The organism is Blautia sp. DFI.3.45 (assembly GCF_020593505.1).
GTDB lineage: Bacteria > Bacillota > Clostridia > Lachnospirales > Lachnospiraceae > Blautia_A > Blautia_A wexlerae.
Window position 1 is genome coordinate 1 of the sequence record NZ_JAJDMI010000047.1, and the last position, 21784, is coordinate 21784.

The following is a 21784-nucleotide window of genomic DNA, read 5'->3' on the forward strand; positions in this document are numbered from 1 at the left end:
CCAGTTCCTGCAGATATGCCTCGACCTCCGCATTTAATATCTTCCGCCGGTATTTCACTGACCATACCATATGGTAATTAATATTACACACACAAGTGCGGTAATGTATAAGATTTTCTTTCATGCATATAGTATACCATGATATCAAAAATTTCGCAATAAAATATCGAACATATTTTCTTTTTTATAATGCTGGATACAGCTTTTTATAGGGAGGAGAAGGGAGAAATTGAATGAAAATCATTTTGTTATTTTTATTTATTATGAGTGCAGATATGCACAGTTTGCGCTTTCATCTCGGTAATTGAATTGCCGAGGATTCCCGCTTATTATCCTAAAAATGAATAATCGTCAGAAGAACTGTCAGGCTGAGTGATAAGTTTAACTGAATAGGGTAAGTCCCCTGCGGAGGTTGCGAAAAGCAATAAGCAGGGGACTTTTGTCAGCTATGTACAATATTGACTTAAATCAAAAAAAGTTTCATATAAGTCATGAAATAATTAACAGTATGTTGACTGAGATTTTATAGAATAACAAATTAAGTCAAGCGAACAGGCAAAAATATTTGACTGGAAATTTACAAATTGCAAATTAGGTCAAGAAATTAGTGTGGATTGTATGATTTGAAAATCAAAATCTATTGATTAAGTCAAAACGCCAGTTAATAATCGTTGATTTATATTTCTGTTTTTTCAATTTAAGTCATCAGAGACAGATTTATTCTGTTTCCGTAACTTTGATTTTTTTCTGGAAATCTCTGGTATATTGAATCTCATAATCAGAAGTTACGAAAAATGCCTGTACATCGTCCAGAGACTCGGCCAGTTTCATGCCATCCTCCAGACCAAGAGCAAAGCAGGTCGTGCTCAGCGCATCTCCATCCACAGACTGATCGGAAATAATGGTAACTGCAATCAGCCCGTTATCATAAGGATAGCCGGTTTTAGGATTGAGCAGGTGATGATACAAAGTGCCATTCTGTTTAAAGCATCTCTCATAAATTCCTGAGGAAACCACTGACTTATCCCTGATGTCCATAACAGCAATAGTTTCGCTTCGGTCTGCAAATGGTTTCTGGATTCCGATCTTAAAAGCAGAATTGTCTGTTTTTTCGCCAATACAGAGAACATTTCCGCCAAGATTGATGATCGCACTTTTTACATCCTGAGAAACCAGATAATCCTTCAGGCGGTCTGCGATATAACCCTTGGCAATGGCACCGAGTTCGATTGCAGTATCGTCTGTCTTTAATGTAATCTCATTTTTATCTGTATCAACAGAGATATTGTGATAATTACATTTGGGCAGTGCTGCCTGGATCAGACTGTCCTTGGGCACTTTTGGATTTTCAGCAGTAAAATCCCACAGAGAAGTCAGCGGTTCAATAGCAATATCAAATGCACCCTCAGATAATACAGAATAATCAAGTCCCTTAGAAACCAGCTCCGCCAGAGAAGCCGACACCTGATAAGTATTCTCTGTCCCCTTCACAGGTGTAAGTTCCCGATGGTTTAACTGATATAATTCACTGTCATCTGCGGTGCGGCTGAATATTTTCTCATACTTGTCACAAAGATTCATGCATTCTGTAAGCAGCTCTCTGTCCTGAGAATCATAGATAGTGACCGTAACTGCAGTATTCAGTTTGATCGCAGTGGCAGAGATGGGATCCTGGGAACCGGCATCCGTATTTTTGACATTTTCCGTTTTTGCCGAACATCCGGAAAAAACAGCCGGACATAATATAAGAGATGCTGCGAGCATTGAAAAAGTACAGCGTGTTATTAATTTTTTTGCAGATATATGATATAATATCATAAATGTAACCTCATAGTTATTTTATGGAATTGCTATAAGCAATAGTTCAGGGAAGAAATATCTTTTGATCCCAACACCATAGTATATCAGAAACAGCAAACTTTGCACAGGTACAAAGGCAACATAAAAAATCCAAAAGGAGATACCGGATAGAAATGAAATATGCCGGAAACAAAGAGAGGAGTAAATAATGTCCGATGCAGTAAACTGCGAATATTGTGTAAACTACAGTTATGATGACGACTATGAATGCTACACCTGTGAAATAAATCTTGACGAAGATGAAATGGTGAAGTTCATCACCGGAAACTTCAATCAGTGTCCATACTTCAAGATGGGTGACGAATACCGCATTGTACGTAAGCAGATGTAGAATTTATAAAAAGTAACAAATATTCAACTAAGCGAGGAATTAAGATAATGGAAAACGTTTATATTATGAATCATCCGCTGATCCAGCATAAAATATCCATGCTGAGAAACAAAAACACAGGAACAAATGAATTTCGTAAATTAGTAGAAGAGATTGGAATCCTCATGGGATACGAAGCTCTCCGGGATCTTCCTGTAGAAAATGTAGAAGTAGAAACCCCTATTGAAACCTGCATGACACCAATGATCTCAGGAAAGAAGCTGGCGGTTATCCCTGTGCTCCGCGCAGGCCTTGGAATGGTAAACAGTATTCTCACACTTGTGCCATCTGCAAAAGTAGGCCATGTAGGACTCTATCGTGATCCTGTAACCCATGAACCACACGAATACTACTGCAAACTCCCGGAAGCAATTGATGAACGAATTTCAGTGATCGTAGATCCAATGCTCGCAACCGGTGGCTCCGCAGAAGCAGCCGTTGACTTTGTCAAAAAACAGGGCGGAAAAAACATTAAATTCATGTGCATCATCGTAGCCCCTGAAGGACTCAAACGTCTCCACGAAGCGCATCCGGATGTTCAGATTTACTGTGGACATCTTGATCGTGAATTAAACGATCACGCCTACATCTGCCCAGGCCTTGGAGATGCCGGAGACCGTATCTTTGGCACAATATAAGAATAACGTGATTCGTTACATCTTATATCTATACTGTACTATACTGCGCATATGAAGAATTCACCCTGCATCAATATAGCAGAAATTTGTTTTATGATATACTGACAATTTGTTACTGTTCACTCCGTTCACAGTAACGTAGCCAAAATTCATTCCAGATTGCCTGCGGCAATGGAATTTTGGCATATTCATGCCAAAACACCTCGCGGGACAGTGGTGTGTGAACAGTAACGACAATTTTCCAACTACCAGCGTGAGCAGGATTCTCTTTTGGGGTGAATCTTGTAGGGAGTGTAGCAACTCTTAGGCCTGCGGAATCTGCGTTATGAAAAAAGAAGGCAACTGTCTGAGCCGCAGGCGAGTTTTGCCTTCTTTTTTCATGCACTTAGCAGATTTTGTAGGCCTTAGAGTTCCTGCTCCCGAAACTGAACCCCAAAAGAGAATCCTGCTTACGCGTCCCTTAATGAAAAAATCAACAAAAAACCGAAAAAACCTCTTGACAACCCAAATCTCATATGCTATCTTATACCAGAACGCTGCCGAAGACAGTAGGTGCCGCAAGGCATAAGTTGTAAACGCCTACCGAGGACTAAGTATTCTTTATATTTTTATGTAAGATTACGCAAGCCCTACTGCCAGACAGTAAGGCTTTTTATTTACTCATTTGCAGCGGTATACAAAATCTATAAGGAGGTGTACCATTTCATGGCAAAAGTAGAACTTAAACAACCAATCGTAGACGAAATTATCAACAACGTGAAAGATGCAGAATCTGTAGTACTTGTTAACTACAGCGGTCTTACAGTTGAACAGGATACTGCTTTACGTAAGGAATTAAGAGAAGCTGGTGTTGTATACAAAGTATACAAAAACACAATGATGCATCGTGCATTCGAAGGTACTCAGTGCGAAGAACTTATCCAGCACTTACATGGAACAAACGCTATAGCAATCTCTGCTACAGACGCAACTGCTCCTGCAAGAATCCTTGATAAATTCGCAAAGAAAGTACCGGCTTTAGAATTAGTTGCAGGTATCGTTGAAGGAAACTACAACGATCAGGCAGGTATTCAGGCACTGGCTGGAATCCCGTCCAGAGAAGAACTTCTTGGCAAACTGCTTGGAAGCATCCAGTCTCCGATTACAAACTTCGCTCGTGTGCTTAATCAGATCGCTGAGAAAAACGGCTCTGAAGCAGCAGCTGAATAATTTTTGATGCCAGAGGCATAAAACGAATCTAGTAACTATTCGAAAATCACCATCCACGAGGATGCTGAAGAGTTACCGAATTAAATAATATTATATGGAGGGAATTTAAAATGGCAAAATTAACAACAGAAGAATTTATTGCAGCAATCAAAGAATTATCTGTATTAGAATTAAACGACTTAGTAAAAGCTTGTGAAGAAGAGTTTGGTGTATCCGCAGCAGCAGGTGTTGTAGTAGCAGCAGCTGGAGCAGCAGAAGCAGCAGAAGAAAAAGATGAGTTCGATGTAGAACTTGCAGAAGTTGGACCAAACAAAGTTAAAGTTATCAAAGTTGTTCGTGAAGTAACTGGCTTAGGTCTTAAAGAAGCTAAAGAAATGGTTGACGGAGCTCCTAAGGTTGTTAAAGAAGGCGCATCCAAAGCAGAAGCTGAAGAAATCAAAACAAAACTTGAAGCTGAAGGCGCTAAGGTTAACCTTAAATAATTATCTTCCTATTATATATAGAAGATTTGCAAGCAGGAATGCCACTGGTATTCCTGCTTTTTTTACAGAGCCGGAGGATTACAGACTATGATGAAAAGAAAAACGGCAGTCATATTTGGTATCATCATTGCAGCCCAGCTTTGCCTGACTCCATATGCAGGTGTAAAAGTACAGGCGGCTGAACTGGAAGAAGGACAGATGTTTGAAGATTCATCAGAAGATTCAGAGACTTTTGGAGATGTGTCAATACCGGATACGCAGTCGGCAGAGAAAACTGAAGAGAATGAATTTGGGGATGACGACGGTTTCAGTGATGGAGACGTTGAAACTTTTTCAGCGGAGGATGCGGATCAGTTCCGCGAAAATATGCAGGAACTTGTGCTGAATGTGCAGGATGGAGAGGATATTACTGTAAAGTTAAATACACTGCTGGCACAGGCCAGGGACAGGGCAACGGATGAAAAGCAGTGCAAAGTTATCGTGCCGCCCGGAAATTATACACTTACGGGAACTTTGCATATGTACAGCAATATCTATCTATATGCAGAGGGTGCCACGATAACAAAGACTTCACCGCGAAAAGAAATCCTGCTCCGTCTTGGCGACACACAGAAATCTGCAGGCGGATACGAGGGATACCGTAATATAACTATCGATGGCGGAACCTGGGATTCAAACTATGAATGTGTGGAAGACAAGGGAGGACCTGGAGGGTTTGTAGGTTTTAGGATCGGTCATGCTACGAATGTTACAGTGAAGAATGTTACATTTCTTAATAACCTTAAATCGCATTTTCTGGAACTTGCAGGAGTGAAGAATGCGGAAATTACAGGATGTACGTTCAGGGGCTACTGGAAAGAGTTTACAGGCGGCGGACAGGAATGTATCCAGCTGGATGCCTGTATGCCGAGAATTTTCCCAGGATATCTTCCATATGACGGAAGTGTCTGTGAGAACATTGTGATAAAGGATAATACCTTTGAAGATGTATTTGCCGGCATTGGAAGCCACAGCATGATGTTTGATAAACCGTATAAAAATATCACGATCAGTAACAACCGGTTTAATAATCTGAAAAAGAGAGCAATATGGTGCCTGAATTATCAGGATACGGTTGTGACGGGAAATACCATGACAAATGTGGGCGGTGGTGTTTATGTGCGTTCTGTTTATACCAGAAATGCACATACTGTCAGCGGTCAGGAAGTATCTCCGGAGGGAAATCAGTACGCAGAGAATATTCTGATCGCTGATAATCAGATCACAGTTCTGGAACCAACCGTAATAGATGGCAAACAATGGAATGGATATGGAATCTGGATCACAGGCGAGGTATCTCTGGGCTCAGCAGGAGAAACTATTCCTTCTGAAGATGATGATCCTGAGAATACAGCAAATCCGACGACCAATGGAATTCCGGCGGGAAGATATATTATTCGCGGAGTTACAGCCAGAAATAATACGATCAGCGGAAATTGCGACGGAATTAAATTTTCCCTTGCAGAAGACTGTTCATGCAGGGGGAACACAGTCAGACTTTCTGATAGTCATACCTACAACAATATGGGGATCAGTGTTGCCAAGGGAAGCAATATCAGAGTTTCCTATAACAATCTTTCCGGCGGAAACGGATATGGGATTTATGCAGTCGGAACAGAGGCTTCACAGAAAATCTGCCGGATTTACGGAAATACAGTCTCCGGATTTATGAAAGATGGGATTCTGGCTTCAGGGCTTGCAGCAGGAAGCCGTATTGAACACAACAGAGTCAGTACCAGTGCGGCAAATGGCATACTTGTAAAATGTATTGATAAGAGTGTGGTTGATGGCAATTACAGTTTTAAAAATAAGGCAAGAGGAATTCTTCTGCAGAGATGTGAGTCAGCAATGGTAGCGGATAATTTTGTTTCTGAAAATGCGATCAATGGAATTGAACTCAATATAAGAAGCAATCATTCTTCTGTGCAGGGAAATGTCTGTGGTTCCAATAAAAAATCAGGTCTGCGCATTGCCGGATCAAAGGGGATTTCGGCAGACGGAAATTCCTTCCGCGGCAACAGAGGATATGCGGCGGAATTTATCCGTTCTCATATCAGCAGTTATAAAGGCAATCGTTTTGAAGAAAATGGATATTCAAATCGTATCCATGTAAGAAACAGTAAAATCCCGAAGAAATAGCGTTACTGTTCGCTCCGTTCACAGTAACGAAATAGCGACTGTTGCAATTATTTGAAAAAATTAAAAAAATATCAAAAAAGTGATTGACAGGCGCAACTTGCTGTGCTATAGTGAAGAATGCTATATTATGGCAAGATGTGCCTTTATGTCTTTTGGCAAAAAGGGTCAAGTTATAATAAATTTAAAGAAAAAACAGGGGTGAAACGTCAATGGAAAAAAACAGAATTCGTTCTGTAAAAACTGGAAAAAGCATGCGTATGAGCTACCAGAGACAAGAAGAAGTCCTGGAAATGCCAAACCTGATCGAAGTCCAGAGGGATTCTTATAAATGGTTTCTTGATGAAGGACTTAGGGAAGTCTTTGATGATATTTCTCCGATCGCGGACTACAGCGGAAAGCTCAGCCTGGAATTCATCGACTTTACATTTGACGAGAAGGATGCGAAATATACTATCGAACAGTGTAAAGAACGTGACGCAACTTACGCCGCACCTTTGAAGGTTCGAGTGAGACTGATTAACAAAGAAACAGAGGAAATCAACGAACACGAGATTTTCATGGGAGATTTACCGATCATGACTGTTACAGGTACCTTTGTCATCAATGGTGCAGAACGAGTAATTGTCAGCCAGTTAGTACGTTCCCCTGGAATCTATTACGCAATAGCGCATGATAAACTTGGTAAGAGACTGTTCTCCAGTACTGTTATCCCGAACAGAGGTGCATGGCTGGAATATGAGACAGACTCTAATGATGTTTTCTATGTACGTGTTGACAGAACAAGAAAGGTTCCGATCACTGTTCTGATCCGAGCACTTGGTGTAGGAAGCAATGCAGAGATTATTGATCTCTTCGGTGAAGAGCCAAAGATCCTTGCAAGTTTTACAAAGGATACATCCACCAACTATCAGGAAGGTCTTCTTGAATTATACAAGAAAATCCGTCCGGGTGAGCCGCTTGCAGTTGAGAGTGCGGAGAGCCTTATCAATGCAATGTTCTTTGATCCGAGAAGATATGACCTTGCGAAAGTTGGACGTTATAAATTTAACAAGAAGCTCCACCTCAACAGAAGAATCGTTGGTCACAGACTGGCTGAGGATGTTGTTGATGCTTCTACAGGCGAAATCCTGGCAGAAGAAGGAACTGTTGTGACAAAAGAAATGGCAAATACCATCCAGAACAGCGCTGTTCCATATGTATGGATCCTTGGCGAGGAAGACCGTAGAATCAAGGTTCTTTCTAACTTAATGGTTGATATCCGCCACTATCTTCCGGAAATCGAAGATCCAAAGAGCATCGGTGTTACAGAAGCAGTATACTACCCTGTTCTCGAAAACATTCTGGAAGAAAATGATACATTAGAAGACAGGATTGCAGCAATCCACAGAGATATCCATGATCTGATCCCGAAGCATATCACAAAAGAAGACATCTTTGCTTCTATTAACTACAATATGCATCTGGAATATGGCCTTGGCAATGCCGATGATATCGACCACCTGGGCAACCGTCGTATACGTGCGGTAGGTGAGCTGCTTCAGAACCAGTACAGAATCGGTCTTTCCAGACTGGAACGTGTGGTTCGTGAGAGAATGACAACTCAGGATACAGAGAATATTTCTCCACAGTCCCTGATCAATATTAAACCTGTAACTGCAGCAGTGAAAGAGTTCTTCGGTTCTTCCCAGCTGTCACAGTTTATGGATCAGAACAACCCTCTTGGTGAGCTGACACACAAGAGACGTCTTTCCGCCCTGGGACCTGGCGGTCTGTCACGAGACAGAGCCGGATTCGAGGTTCGAGATGTCCATTACTCCCATTACGGAAGAATGTGCCCTGTCGAGACACCTGAAGGTCCTAACATCGGTCTGATCAACTCTCTTGCATCTTATGCAAGAATCAATCAGTACGGATTTATTGAGGCACCATACCGCAAGATCGACAAAGCAGATCCTAAGAATCCTCGTGTAACAGATGAGGTTGTATATATGACTGCTGATGAAGAGGATAATTACCATGTAGCACAGGCGAATGAGCCTCTGGACGAAGAAGGACATTTCATTCATAAGAATGTATCCGGCCGTTTCCGTGAAGAGACTCAGGAGTATGAGCGTCATATGTTTGATTACATGGACGTATCTCCTCGTATGGTATTCTCCGTCGCTACTGCCCTGATCCCGTTCCTGCAGAACGACGATGCCAACCGTGCGCTGATGGGATCAAACATGCAGCGTCAGGCTGTGCCGCTTCTGACAACAGAGGCTCCGGCAGTTGGTACTGGTATGGAAGTGAAGACAGCAGTTGACTCCGGTGTCTGCGTAGTTGCAAAGAAATCCGGTACTGTACTTCGTTCCACATCTACAGATATCAGCATTAAGAATGATGATGGTACAAAAGATGATTACCATCTGACTAAATATCTGAGAAGTAACCAGAGTAACTGTTATAACCAGAAACCAATCGTATTCCAGGGTGAGCACGTAGAGGCAGGACAGGTTATCGCAGATGGTCCTTCCACAGCAAACGGAGAACTTGCTCTTGGTAAGAACCCGCTGATCGGATTCATGACATGGGAAGGTTATAACTACGAGGATGCGGTACTCCTCAGTGAAAGACTTGTTATGGACGATGTTTATACATCTGTTCATATTGAAGAATATGAATGTGAAGCCCGTGATACCAAACTGGGACCGGAAGAGATCACACGTGATGTTCCTGGCGTGGGTGATGACGCTCTGAAGGATCTGGATGAGCGTGGTATTATCCGTATCGGTGCTGAAGTACGTGCCGGCGATATCCTTGTTGGTAAAGTTACTCCTAAGGGAGAGACAGAGCTTACGGCAGAAGAGAGACTTCTTCGTGCGATCTTTGGTGAGAAAGCACGTGAAGTACGTGATACTTCTCTGAAAGTACCTCACGGTGAATACGGTATTATCGTAGATGCCAAGGTATTTACAAGAGAGAACGGCGATGAGATGTCACCTGGTGTTAACCAGTCCGTACGTATCTACATCGCACAGAAGAGAAAGATTTCCGTTGGTGATAAGATGGCCGGACGTCATGGTAACAAGGGTGTTGTTTCCCGTGTACTTCCTGTTGAAGATATGCCATTCCTTCCGAACGGACGTCCTCTTGATATCGTGCTGAATCCTCTGGGTGTGCCTTCCCGAATGAATATCGGACAGGTCCTGGAGATTCACTTAAGTCTTGCTGCGAAAGCACTTGGATTCAACGTTGCAACTCCTATTTTCCAGGGTGCAAACGAGCATGATATCCAGGATACACTGGAACTTGCAAACGACTATGTAAACACAGAAGACTTTGAAGAGTTCCGCGAGAAATACAAAGACATTTTAGCACCGGATGTAATGCAGTATCTGGATGAGAACAAAGCCCACAGAGCACTGTGGAAGGGTGTTCCGATCTCCAGAGACGGTAAAGTGCGTCTGCGTGACGGCCGTACAGGAGAGTACTTCGACAGTCCTGTAACAATTGGTCACATGCACTATCTGAAGCTGCACCATCTGGTTGATGATAAGATCCATGCACGTTCTACAGGTCCTTACTCTCTGGTAACACAGCAGCCACTGGGTGGTAAAGCACAGTTCGGTGGACAGCGTTTCGGTGAGATGGAGGTTTGGGCACTGGAAGCATACGGTGCATCTTACACACTGCAGGAAATCCTGACAGTAAAATCCGATGATGTTGTTGGACGTGTTAAGACATACGAAGCAATCATCAAGGGTGACAATATTCCTGAGCCGGGTATTCCGGAATCCTTCAAGGTTCTCTTAAAAGAACTTCAGTCTCTTGGTCTGGATGTGAAGGTACTCAAGGATGACAATACAGAAGTACATCTTCTTGAATCTGTAGATTACGGTGACACAGACCTTCGTTCTGTCATCGAGGGAGATTCCAGAAGACATCACGACAGAGAAGAAGACTACGGCAAACATGGCTATACAAAGCAGGAGTTTGACGGAGAAGAACTCGTTGACATTGACGAGGATGAAGATGAGGATGACTTCATTGAGCTGGATGAGGCTCTTGAAGACAATGACGAAGAGTAAGAAAGGGGAAAGAATACATGGCAGAAACAACTAACGCCAATGAAACATATCAGCCAATGACTTTCGATGCCATCAAAATCGGACTGGCGTCCCCTGAGAAAATCAGAGAGTGGTCAAGAGGCGAGGTTTTAAAACCTGAGACCATCAACTACCGTACCTTAAAGCCGGAGAAAGACGGACTTTTCTGTGAAAGAATCTTTGGACCGAGCAAGGACTGGGAGTGCCACTGTGGAAAGTACAAAAAGATTCGCTATAAAGGCGTTGTCTGCGACAGATGTGGTGTAGAAGTTACCAAATCCTCTGTACGTAGAGAGCGTATGGGACATATCGAGCTGGCTGCTCCGGTATCCCACATCTGGTATTTCAAAGGAATTCCGTCCCGTATGGGACTGATCCTTGACATTTCTCCGAGAACTCTGGAGAAAGTTCTTTACTTTGCTAACTATATCGTACTGGATCCGGCTAATTCCGGACTCCAGTACAAACAGGTACTTACAGAGAGAGAATATCAGGATGCACGTGAGGCTTATGGATATGATTTCCGCGTAGGTATGGGTGCAGAATCCATCAAAGAGCTTCTTGAGGCAATTGATCTTGAGAAAGATTCTGTTGAACTGAAAAAAGAATTAAAAGATGCTACAGGCCAGAAACGTGCCAGAATCATCAAACGTCTGGAAGTTGTAGAATCCTTCCGCGAGTCAGGAAACCGTCCTGAGTGGATGATCATGACAGTGATCCCTGTAATCCCGCCGGATCTTCGTCCTATGGTTCAGCTGGATGGAGGACGTTTCGCTACATCTGACTTAAATGACCTTTACAGAAGAATCATCAACCGTAACAACCGTCTGAAGAGACTTCTGGAATTAGGCGCACCGGATATTATCGTTCGTAACGAGAAACGTATGCTTCAGGAAGCTGTTGATGCCCTGATCGACAACGGTCGTCGCGGACGTCCTGTAACAGGTCCTGGAAACAGAGCCCTGAAATCCCTTTCTGATATGCTGAAAGGTAAATCCGGACGTTTCCGTCAGAACCTTCTCGGTAAACGAGTTGACTATTCCGGACGTTCCGTTATCGTTGTAGGACCGGAACTTAAGATTTATCAGTGTGGTCTTCCGAAAGAGATGGCCATTGAGCTGTTCAAACCTTTCGTTATGAAAGAGCTTGTTGCCAACGGAACTTCACACAACATTAAGAACGCCAAGAAAATGGTTGAGAAGCTGGAGCCTGCTGTATGGGATGTTCTGGAGGATGTTATCAAAGAACATCCGGTTATGCTGAACCGAGCACCTACACTGCATCGTCTTGGTATCCAGGCATTCGAACCGATCCTTGTAGAAGGTAAAGCGATCAAACTGCATCCGCTGGTTTGTACCGCATTCAACGCTGACTTCGATGGTGACCAGATGGCCGTACATCTTCCGCTTTCACAGGAAGCACAGGCAGAGTGCCGTTTCCTTCTGTTATCACCGAACAACCTGCTGAAACCTTCTGATGGTGGTCCTGTAGCCGTTCCTTCACAGGATATGGTACTTGGTATCTACTATCTGACTCAGGAAAGACCTGGAAACAAGGGTGAAGGCAAGTTCTTCAAGAGCGTAAACGAAGCAATCCTTGCTTATGAGAATAAAGTAATCACACTGCAGTCCAGAATCCATGTTCGCTGCAGCAAGACAATGCCGGACGGATCCGTTCTGACCGGTACAGTAGAATCTACACTTGGACGTTTCCTGTTTAACGAAATCCTTCCACAGGATCTTGGTTTCGTAGACAGAAGTGTTCCGGGAAATGAACTTCTTCTTGAGGTTGACTTCCTGGTAGCCAAGAAACAGCTGAAACAGATTCTTGAAAAAGTTATCAATACTCACGGTGCTACAAAGACTGCTGAGGTTCTTGATGCGATCAAAGCTACAGGTTACAAATATTCCACACGTGCAGCCATGACTGTTGCCATTGCCGATATGACAGTTCCGCCTCAGAAACCGGAAATGATCAAACAGGCTCAGGATACTGTAGACCTTATCACAAAGAACTATAAACGTGGTCTTATCACCGAGGAAGAGCGTTACAAAGAAGTTGTTGATACATGGAAGAAGACTGACGATGAGCTTACACATGCTCTGCTGACCGGTCTTGATAAATACAACAACATCTTCATGATGGCTGACTCCGGTGCCCGTGGTTCCGATAAACAGATCAAACAGCTTGCAGGTATGCGAGGACTGATGGCCGATACAACCGGTCACACCATCGAGCTGCCTATCAAGTCAAACTTCCGTGAAGGTCTTGACGTACTGGAATACTTCATGTCTGCACATGGAGCACGTAAAGGTATGTCCGATACAGCTCTTCGTACAGCCGATTCAGGTTACCTGACAAGACGTATGGTTGACGTTTCTCAGGATCTGATCGTACGTGAGACAGACTGCTGTGAAAACAGAGATGAGATCTCAGGTATGTATGTAGAATCTTTTGTAGATGGTAAAGAAGAGATCGAAGGACTTCAGGAGCGTATCACAGGTCGTTTCTCCTGTGAGACAATTAAGAATAAAGATGGCGAAGTTATCGTAAAAGCCAACCATATGATCACACCGAAACGTGCTGCCCGCATCATGAAAGAAGGCGTGGACAACCAGACAGGCGGGTCTATCGAGAAAGTTAAGATCCGTACAATCCTTACATGTAAATGTAAAGTTGGTATCTGTGCGAAATGTTACGGTGCGAACCTTGCAACCGGCGAGCCGGTACAGGTTGGTGAATCTGTCGGTATCATCGCTGCTCAGTCTATCGGTGAGCCAGGTACACAGCTTACCATGCGTACTTTCCACAGTGGTGGTGTTGCCGGTGGAGATATCACACAGGGTCTTCCTCGTGTCGAGGAGCTTTTTGAGGCAAGAAAGCCGAAAGGTCTTGCCATCATCACAGAGATTCCTGGTGTTGCTGTTATCAATGACACTAAGAAGAAACGTGAAGTTATCGTTACAGATCAGGAAACAGGTGAATCCAAGACTTACCTTATTCCATACGGATCCCGTATCAAGATCACAGACGGACAGATCCTTGAAGCAGGTGATGAACTTACAGAAGGTAGCGTAAATCCACATGATATCCTGAGAATTAAGGGTGTACGTGCAGTTCAGGATTATATGATCCGTGAAGTACAGCGTGTATATCGTCTCCAGGGTGTTGAGATCAGCGATAAGCATATCGAAGTTATCGTTCGTCAGATGCTGAAGAAAATCCGTATCGAAGATAACGGAGATACAGAATTCCTTCCTGGAACACTGGTTGACTTCCTTGAATACGAGGACGTTAACGAGCAGATGGAAAAAGAAGGCAAACAGCCTGCAGATGGAAAACAGGTTATGCTTGGTATTACCAAGGCATCTCTTGCTACAAACTCCTTCCTGTCAGCCGCTTCCTTCCAGGAAACAACTAAAGTTCTGACTGAAGCCGCTATCAAGGGTAAAGTTGACCCGCTGATCGGTCTGAAAGAGAACGTAATCATCGGTAAACTGATTCCTGCAGGTACCGGTATGAAACGCTACAGAGATGTAAGACTCAACAGCACAATGCCTGAACCGGAAGTAAAGGTTGAAGATATAGCCGAAGAACTTACGGAAGATGAAGAAATCAAAGATGATGAGATGATCACAATGGATGAAGAACTTCCGGAAGACGAAGAATTCGATGTTGAAGAATCTGATGAAGAAGAGGCTGCTGAGGACGAAGCTGCTGATCAGGCTTCAGACGATGCAGAAGACAACGAATGATCCAACGGAGTAGATAACTTATCCGGACTGATTTGATATGAATTCACAAGAGAACTATCTGTGCCGACAGATTTTGCCGGCGAGGTAGTTCTCTTTTATTTTCCGGAACATTCCATTGCCGAAAAAAGAGAAAAATACAAAGAAACTGCTTTTTGTGTTATAATACCAGTACATTATGAGCAGGTAATGAACTGTGAAGTATTTTTACAGTTATGATAAATATACATTTTTATTTCCGGTAACAGCTTGTAAAAAGCATTGACCGGGACAGGGAAGGAAATAGAAATTGAACAGAAATGGAGGTGCAATATGGATAAAGAACTTCCGGTTTCAGCATGGCCGGAATGGAAAATCATAGAGAAAATCGGCGAAGGCTCTTTTGGAAAGGTGTATAAGGCACAGAGAACAGAACGTGGAAAATCTTTCTATTCTGCTATCAAGATCATCAATATACCCGGAAGCCAGAGCGAGTTGAACAGCGTACGTTCTGAAACAGGGGATGAGCAGTCCACAAGACAGTATTTTCAGAATCTGGTTGAGGAATGTATTCAGGAAATCAGTACCATGGAATACTTTCGAGGAAACTCTTACATTGTCTCTGTAGAAGATTTTAAGGTTATGGAATATCTGGATGTCATTGGATGGGAGATTTCCATAAGGATGGAATATCTGACAAGTTTTATGGATTACTGTGCGGAAAAACAGCTTACTGAGAAAGAGGTAATAAAGCTGGGAATGGATTTGAGTAAGGCACTGGAATATTGCCGGAAACTTAAGATCATTCACAGGGATATCAAGCCGGAGAATATTTTTGTATCCAGATTTGGCGATTTTAAGCTTGGAGATTTCGGAATTGCACGTGAACTTGAACGAACCATGAGCGGATTTTCCAAGAAAGGTACTTACTCTTATATGGCGCCTGAGATGTATAAAGGTGAGAAATATGACAGCAGGGTAGATATTTATTCTCTTGGGATTGTGCTGTACAGGCTGATGAATCATAACAGACTGCCATTTATGAGTCTGGAAAAACAGTTTATCACTTACAGGGATAAGGAAAATGCATTAAATAAGCGTGTTGCAGGAGAGCAGATGAGTGCACCTGTGGATGCAGGAACACAGTTTGCCCGTATTATCATGAAGGCCTGTGCTTATGATCCTGCACAGAGATATCAGACACCGGAGGAGCTTTATGGTGTGCTGGATGATCTGAAAAATGGAAGATCTGGCAGAATCCGGCAGTTACAAAACGGTGTTCAGAAAGCAGGAACGGATAAAACAGAATCATATAGTGCAATTGCACAGAACGGCAGAGCAGCACAGAATGTTACATCAGATGCCGAAAACGTACGAAAAAGTACAGTACAGAATACGTCAGTACAGAATACCCGGGGAAATAAAAAAACATCAGATTTTCAGAATGCTGCAAAAAGAAAACGTGCTGTAAACAATGTTCCTGAGAGCAGCTTTACAGATAAAGAAACAATGTCAGTTGTAGCAGAACAGAAAATACAGCCACAGGAAACGCCATTAGAAACAGTTGCGATAAGATCTGCGCGTGCTGTGGAAGCCAGAAAGCGAAGACGCAGGAAGAAACAGCTGCTGCGCAGGGCATTGCTTGCAATTGTGGCAGGTACAGCGATACTTATGATGGCCGCAGTCTATTACAGAGTAAGTACAGATCATGCTCAGGAAGGACAGGAGGATAATCCGATCGCAATTTTGGATGATGAGAAATACAGCTCCACAAAATCCGGATCCAAAGATTTCTCCAAAGCTCTGGATACGATCAAGGAGCAGGCAACAACTATCACAGATAATCTTAACAGTTACGACTGGGTTGGAACAGAAGGAACTGTTCTGCGATATCTGAGAAGGGTAAAGACCACTCAGCAGGCAGATGGAAATCTGGATATTGAGAGTGAATGCATGAAAGCTCTGGTCTATCCGGCAGAATCCGGAGATGGAGTTTATGAAGAATATTTCTACTGGGGAGAGAAGTTATTCTTTGCATATATCTGGTATGATGAAACTTCAGAATATTATTATTATAACGACGGCGAACTGATAAGATGGATCGATTCCAATGGAAAGTGTCACGATAACGAAAAAGATAATGAGGAATTCGTGAAACGTGGCGAGAAATACTGGAACAATTCATTGAAGGCATTGAAGGGAGAAGGAACAAAGACAGATAATGGCAATGTATCAGATTGAATGTGCATATACCTGCCATACAGGAAATATCCGGGCAAATAATGAAGATAATTTCTGGTGTTTTGGGGAATCCCTTCCGGTGAACAATGAAGGAACAAAGGGTATCTGCTCAAAGATTATTTCGGGTAACAGAGCACCGGCAATGGCGGTATTTGACGGTATGGGAGGAGAAAGCTGCGGCGAGATTGCAGCCTTTCTTGCATCAGAAGAATTTGGAAAATTTTATAATGCGAATAAAAGAATGCTGAGGGATATGCCGGAAGATTTTATAGACGATGTATGTGAGAAGATGAATCAGGCAGTATGCAGATATGGAACAGATCATCATATTTGGAGCATGGGAAGCACAATGGCAATGCTCCTCTTTACACCAGAGTCTATGTTTGCCTGCAATCTTGGGGACAGCAGGATTTATTTTATGGATGGCGGTAAGCTTCAGCAGATTTCCACAGACCATGTTTTTGGTGGTACGGCAGTTGGGAAAGCCCCGTTAACCCAGTATCTTGGACTTCCTGAAGAGCTGCAGAGACTGGAACCTTCTGTGACAGAAATCGAGCATAAGGAGGGATACAGATATCTTCTGTGTTCAGATGGAGTAACAGATATGCTTTCGGACAGTGAGATAGAGGCGATTCTGTCACAGGATATGGAAATCCCGGAGATTGTAAATGATCTTCTTAAAAATGCTCTCCAAAAAGGTGGGAGAGATAATGTGACGATCGTGCTCTGTGAAGTACAGAAGCTGGATACAGTCCGCAGAATGAAAGAATGGATGAAAAATCTGAAAGATAAAAAATGAGAGGTGGGGCAGCATGAAGAACCGTATGCAGGATCTGGATTTTGAACAGAATGTTGCGTTTGATAAAGTACAGGAGTATGAATTTACCAGAAGGGCGGCACAGAGATTTCGGCAGGTGGTAAGCCTGGACAGTTTTGAAGACGAAGATGCGGATGTTATTTTCCACTATTTATATAAAGAGATGGAACTGGTGTCCTTTGGCGACCATCTGAAGAGATATATTTATGAAAGGGCAGAGCTGGAAGAACCCTTCTCGGAGGTTCCACAGGAAGTGTATAAGGAGATCGTAGTAGATTCCTTTAAGGAAACCTATACGCCCAAATCCATGAATCCTACCTCTACCAAGTTGTCGGCACTGGTGAATAACTGGCTGAATCAGGCATCTGTAAAAAGAGAAACTGTTTTTCTTCTGGGGTTTGGGTTGAAAATGACCACAGAGGATGTGTCGGATTTCCTGACAAGAGTACTGAAAGAACAGGATTTTGATTTTTACAATCCGGACGAGGTGATCTACTGGTATTGTTACAGTACGCAGCAGGGTTATCATAAAGCAGAGGAATTGAAAAAAAAATATGAGATACTCGCTCCTGTGGAAGTGGAAAATACTCAGGTTTTATACGGAAGCAACCTGTGCCTTGATACGGAGGAGAAACTGATCGATTATCTTGCCCGACTGAAATCAAAAAGAGTAGATCCCATATCTGAGAAAAGTCAGGCATTTCAGGAGTTTACAAAGCTTTTATATCATGCGAAGCAGATTATTGCCGGACTGTATCAGCATGATGAAGAGGAAAAAGGTGGGGATAAGGTGTGGACAGCAGAAAGAATTACACCTTCTGATGTGGAAAAAGTAATCTGCAGCGGAATCCCCATCAACAAAATGGGCAATCTGAAGAAAATGTCTGCCTCCATTCTGGCAAAGCATTTCAGCCAGAAGCGTTTCAGCAGGCAGAGGATTACAAATATTTTAAGCCACAAACTCCCGGTGGAGCGCTTTGACCTGATCACACTGGAATTCTTTATCGTATCCCAGGAAATGGAGGATGATGATCCTTTTAACAGATACAAGCATTTTCTGGATGAGATTCAGGATATTCTGCTTCGATGTGGAATGGGAGAGATATACATAGTAAATCCATACGAATGTTTCCTTCTCATGTGCCTTCTCACAGACTGTCCGCTGGCAGTATTTTCGGAGATATGGGAGAAGTCCTATGAAGAGGGGGAAGCTGAAGAGGCATAATGGTATCAACAATTGTACAGCCGGTGCCGGATATGGCACGAAAGGCTGTGGAACTTTTATTAAAGAAAATAAAAGGGGAAGAGATTGAGACATTGACGATTCTTCCTGTTGAATTTGCAGAAGGAGGCACAACCCGTTAAGGGATGTGCCTCCTTCTTTTAACCGAATCAAGTAAGTCCCCTGCGGAGGTTGCGAATATCTGTCTGATTTATGACAATTATCTGGATAGACTGTAGATTCAGAAGAGTGTGTTTATTCATTATAATATCCGTAGATAGCACGTGCATCTGCAGCAATGGTGCTTTGGGCTGCACCAGTATCAGTAAGATCCTGTGACATAAAGCATACTACAAGATCAATTCCTTTGGCTGTATCATAGATGATCGCTGCATCATTTTCTACAGTGTCAAGTTCGCCGGTCTTATTGGCAGTACCGACGCCTTCTGGAAGTTGTGCAGGGATCTTGTTTTTACGCTGCTGCATTTTTAAGTGATAATACATTGCATCTGCGTTTGGAAGAGTAGAAGCGGGAAGGGTTCCATTGACAGTCTGGTATATCTGCTTTAAAAAGGTTCCACAGTCTTTGACGGATGTATAGTTGTCGCCGTTTTCTTTACTTGCGAGAAGCAGGCGGTTCATCTGGGTGCTGGTGAAACCATGTTCCTGGCAGAAGCCATTTACTTTTGCCATGCCTGCAGAGTCATCGCCGTTTCCAAGCCAGTTTACCAGAGTGTTGGCAGCATCATTATCACTGACAGTGATCATGGCTGAAATATTACTGTCAATTTCGTCTCCGTTGTGAGACTGGGAGAGGGTATCGTAGTTTTCGTATACAGCTCCCATAATATACAGTTTGATCAGGCTTGCTGCCTGCATGGGAGTATCGTTGATCATGCCTTCAGAATCTTTCGGCAGGTTGCAGACATAGACGGACCAGGTTCCGTTATCAGCCGGCAGCAGGGACTGTACCTGTTTCAGGAGATTGTCCATGCTGGAATCAGTGTTGTCGGTAAATGTGTTGTTGGAGGAAGGGGAAAGTGTTCCGTTCTGCTGTTCGGATTCTGAAGAGGGTTCAGCGGATTCTGACTGTGCAGGAGATGTTTCTCCGGTGGCTGCCTTGACAGAACTTTCCTGTTCTCTTAATTCATCTAACTGATCTGCCTGACTGATAAGGGTATTTGCATCAGTGGAAATCTCCTCTACGGTTTTGGAGAGTGTCTGTACTTTTTGCTGTAGTGTGACGAGATGGTTCAGTGATAAAAATGAAACAGCTGCCAGTGCAATCACTGCAACAGTCAGTATGCCGATCACTATATAGAGAAAAATAGGTTTTTCATTTGGCTTTTTATTCATTGCGGTTTTCCTTTCGTAATTATTATTGTAATCAGGATTGCGGGAACTGCGAAGCTGCGTAGCAATCCGCAGATATCAAGTCAGGGGCAAAATGCTTTTTGACACTTACATCATCATGATGCAAAGTAGCTGTCAATGCCATTTGCGATTCCCTGTACCATTGTTTTCTGGAATTCTGTGTCATTCATTTTCAGATCGTCATTCTGGCTTGTCATAAATCCCATTTCAAGGATCGTAACAGGAACAGTGCTCCAGTTAATTCCCGTCATCGTATCAGTGTACTGGATTCCAAGGTTCTGAAAACCTGTTGCAGCACAGTAGGAATCGATGATGCATCGGGATAATCGATCAGACTGTTCAAACAGTTGTGGGATATAAGGGTTATTCTGAGAGGGCGACATGGTCAGTGCTCCTGATGCAGTATGGGAATCATCGCCGTTTGCATGGATGCGGACATAGATCTCTGCGCCCTGTGCAGCAGCATATTGTGCGCGTTCCATGTTGCTGATGGCTGTTTCATTGTCTGTTCGTGTCATGACTACCTGATAGCCTCTCTGTTCCAGTTCATCCTTTAGTTGAAGAGAGACCTCCAGATTGAGCTGGTATTCGGGAACACCGCTGTAGGTTCCCTGAGTTCCGCTGGTACATTTTGCTTTCATTTCAGAAGAACCGGGACCGTTGGGCTCCGGGGCACTCATATCTACGGACTCACTCTGATGCCCTGGATCGATTCCTATTATATGTCCGTCTGTTTCGGCATCGGAGGAGAAAACGCCGGCACTGGAATCAGAAGGGGCGCTGGTGCTGTTCTGGCTGAATACAGAAGGCTTTGATGAAGATTCTTCCGGGATTTCAGCTTTTTCTTTTGTTTTCTTCTGTGTGGCTGTTTGCTGTTTTTGTTTCATGCGATTGATATTTGACTGGACTGTGTCTATGGCGGTAGTGTAATTGTCTACTGCCTGTTTGACTTCGTCGTGTTTTGCAGTGATCTGTTCGGAGATTGTATCGACTTCTTTTTCAGTGGTGAGGATCTGGTGCAGTGTGGTCCTGTTAAAGAAGATCAGGGCTATGATGCACAGGAGTCCTGTCAGAAACAGAAGGATGCTGATCATGCTGGGTTTCTTCATATATTATAGTGTCCTTTCCTGAGTTTATAGAATGTTATAGTGTGTCTGCAAGTTGATTTGCCTGCTTTGGTTGTTATTATAATAAAAGGGAGGGGGAAATGCAATTGTTAGTGAAGGGGACGCGCCGGATAATATTTATTTTGTGTGCGGTTTCGGACGCTAAGAGATATTATAGCAGTTCTAGTAAATAATGCATCTTAATCCAGCCCATCAGAGTGTGAAATCCTGCGTCAGATATCTTTGCCGTGCGTCAGCACGCCTGCAGATATCTTCCTTGTCTTTCGCACTCTGCTGAACTGTCTTAAATGCATTATTTACTAGGACTGCTATAAATCTGCAGAAATCTGCTAAAAGCATGAGCAGCCCTCTCAAACTCGCTACGTTGCAAACTTCGCTCAAACACGTGAGACGGTCTGCTCATAACGCAGATTTCTGCAGATTAAGTATCTCTAAGCATCCTGCAAA

Annotated in this window: 15 protein-coding genes and 1 other annotated feature; of the genes, 11 read left to right on the plus strand and 4 right to left on the minus strand. The window is 43.2% G+C overall.

What is annotated here, in order from left to right:
- Together LJE09_RS18880 and LJE09_RS13850 are read right to left on the minus strand one after the other, a co-directional pair.
- A partial coding sequence (locus LJE09_RS18880) for a transposase (protein WP_227311465.1) occupies nt 1-124 on the minus strand: 124 nt, incomplete at its 3' end.
- A gap of 593 nt (nt 125-717) precedes the next feature.
- Nucleotides 718-1818 carry an FAD:protein FMN transferase gene (locus tag LJE09_RS13850; RefSeq protein ID WP_227311462.1) on the minus strand — a complete coding sequence of 367 codons (1101 nt, stop codon included), beginning with the start codon at nt 1816-1818 and terminating at the stop codon, nt 718-720.
- Nucleotides 1819-2008: 190 nt separating this feature from the next.
- Here LJE09_RS13850 and LJE09_RS13855 point away from each other — a divergent pair, with 190 nt between their 5' ends.
- The 11 genes from LJE09_RS13855 to LJE09_RS13905 all read left to right on the plus strand — a co-directional run bounded on the left by LJE09_RS13855 (nt 2009) and on the right by LJE09_RS13905 (nt 18979).
- Nucleotides 2009-2191 (plus strand): DUF6472 family protein, encoded by a 183-nt coding sequence (locus LJE09_RS13855; protein WP_008705180.1) that lies wholly within the window; start codon nt 2009-2011, stop codon nt 2189-2191.
- A gap of 47 nt (nt 2192-2238) precedes the next feature.
- Nucleotides 2239-2868 (plus strand): uracil phosphoribosyltransferase, encoded by a 630-nt coding sequence (gene upp, locus LJE09_RS13860; RefSeq protein WP_227311463.1) that lies wholly within the window; start codon nt 2239-2241, stop codon nt 2866-2868.
- Between the two features lie 521 nt (nt 2869-3389).
- Nucleotides 3390-3532, plus strand: a sequence feature (ribosomal protein L10 leader region).
- A gap of 41 nt (nt 3533-3573) precedes the next feature.
- Nucleotides 3574-4077: a 50S ribosomal protein L10 gene (gene rplJ, locus LJE09_RS13865; protein WP_020993201.1), complete on the plus strand. Its 504-nt coding sequence runs from the start codon at nt 3574-3576 to the stop codon at nt 4075-4077.
- 110 nt (nt 4078-4187) lie between these two features.
- Nucleotides 4188-4559, plus strand: a complete 372-nt coding sequence (gene rplL / locus LJE09_RS13870; protein WP_119253373.1) for a 50S ribosomal protein L7/L12 — start codon at nt 4188-4190, stop codon at nt 4557-4559.
- An 87-nt stretch (nt 4560-4646) separates the two neighbouring features.
- Nucleotides 4647-6737 (plus strand): right-handed parallel beta-helix repeat-containing protein, encoded by a 2091-nt coding sequence (locus LJE09_RS13875; RefSeq protein WP_195303042.1) that lies wholly within the window; start codon nt 4647-4649, stop codon nt 6735-6737.
- A 209-nt stretch (nt 6738-6946) separates the two neighbouring features.
- Nucleotides 6947-10807, plus strand: a complete 3861-nt coding sequence (gene rpoB, locus LJE09_RS13880; RefSeq protein WP_025580227.1) for a DNA-directed RNA polymerase subunit beta — start codon at nt 6947-6949, stop codon at nt 10805-10807.
- 17 nt (nt 10808-10824) lie between these two features.
- On the plus strand, nt 10825-14580 hold the full coding sequence (rpoC, locus tag LJE09_RS13885) for a DNA-directed RNA polymerase subunit beta' (RefSeq protein WP_173721773.1): 3756 nt from the start codon (nt 10825-10827) through the stop codon (nt 14578-14580).
- A gap of 309 nt (nt 14581-14889) precedes the next feature.
- Entirely contained in the window at nt 14890-16797 is a 1908-nt protein-coding gene (locus tag LJE09_RS13890; RefSeq protein WP_227311464.1) for a serine/threonine-protein kinase, read from the plus strand.
- Nucleotides 16778-17596 carry a PP2C family protein-serine/threonine phosphatase gene (locus LJE09_RS13895; protein WP_025580224.1) on the plus strand — a complete coding sequence of 273 codons (819 nt, stop codon included), beginning with the start codon at nt 16778-16780 and terminating at the stop codon, nt 17594-17596. Before LJE09_RS13890 ends, LJE09_RS13895 begins: the two co-directional genes overlap by 20 nt.
- Nucleotides 17597-17609: 13 nt before the next feature.
- Complete coding sequence (locus LJE09_RS13900) at nt 17610-18839, plus strand: hypothetical protein (protein ID WP_025580222.1); 1230 nt, start codon at nt 17610-17612, stop codon at nt 18837-18839.
- On the plus strand, nt 18839-18979 hold the full coding sequence (locus LJE09_RS13905) for a hypothetical protein (RefSeq protein ID WP_154108133.1): 141 nt from the start codon (nt 18839-18841) through the stop codon (nt 18977-18979). The genes LJE09_RS13900 and LJE09_RS13905 overlap by 1 nt, the downstream gene beginning before the upstream one ends.
- Before the next feature lie 112 nt (nt 18980-19091).
- Here the strand turns inward: LJE09_RS13905 and LJE09_RS13910 are convergent, their stop codons facing one another.
- Nucleotides 19092-20192, minus strand: a complete 1101-nt coding sequence (locus tag LJE09_RS13910) for a serine hydrolase (protein WP_118614526.1) — start codon at nt 20190-20192, stop codon at nt 19092-19094.
- A 113-nt stretch (nt 20193-20305) separates the two neighbouring features.
- Nucleotides 20306-21319 carry an N-acetylmuramoyl-L-alanine amidase gene (locus LJE09_RS13915; RefSeq protein ID WP_161276510.1) on the minus strand — a complete coding sequence of 338 codons (1014 nt, stop codon included), beginning with the start codon at nt 21317-21319 and terminating at the stop codon, nt 20306-20308.
- Nucleotides 21320-21784 lie beyond the last annotated feature (465 nt).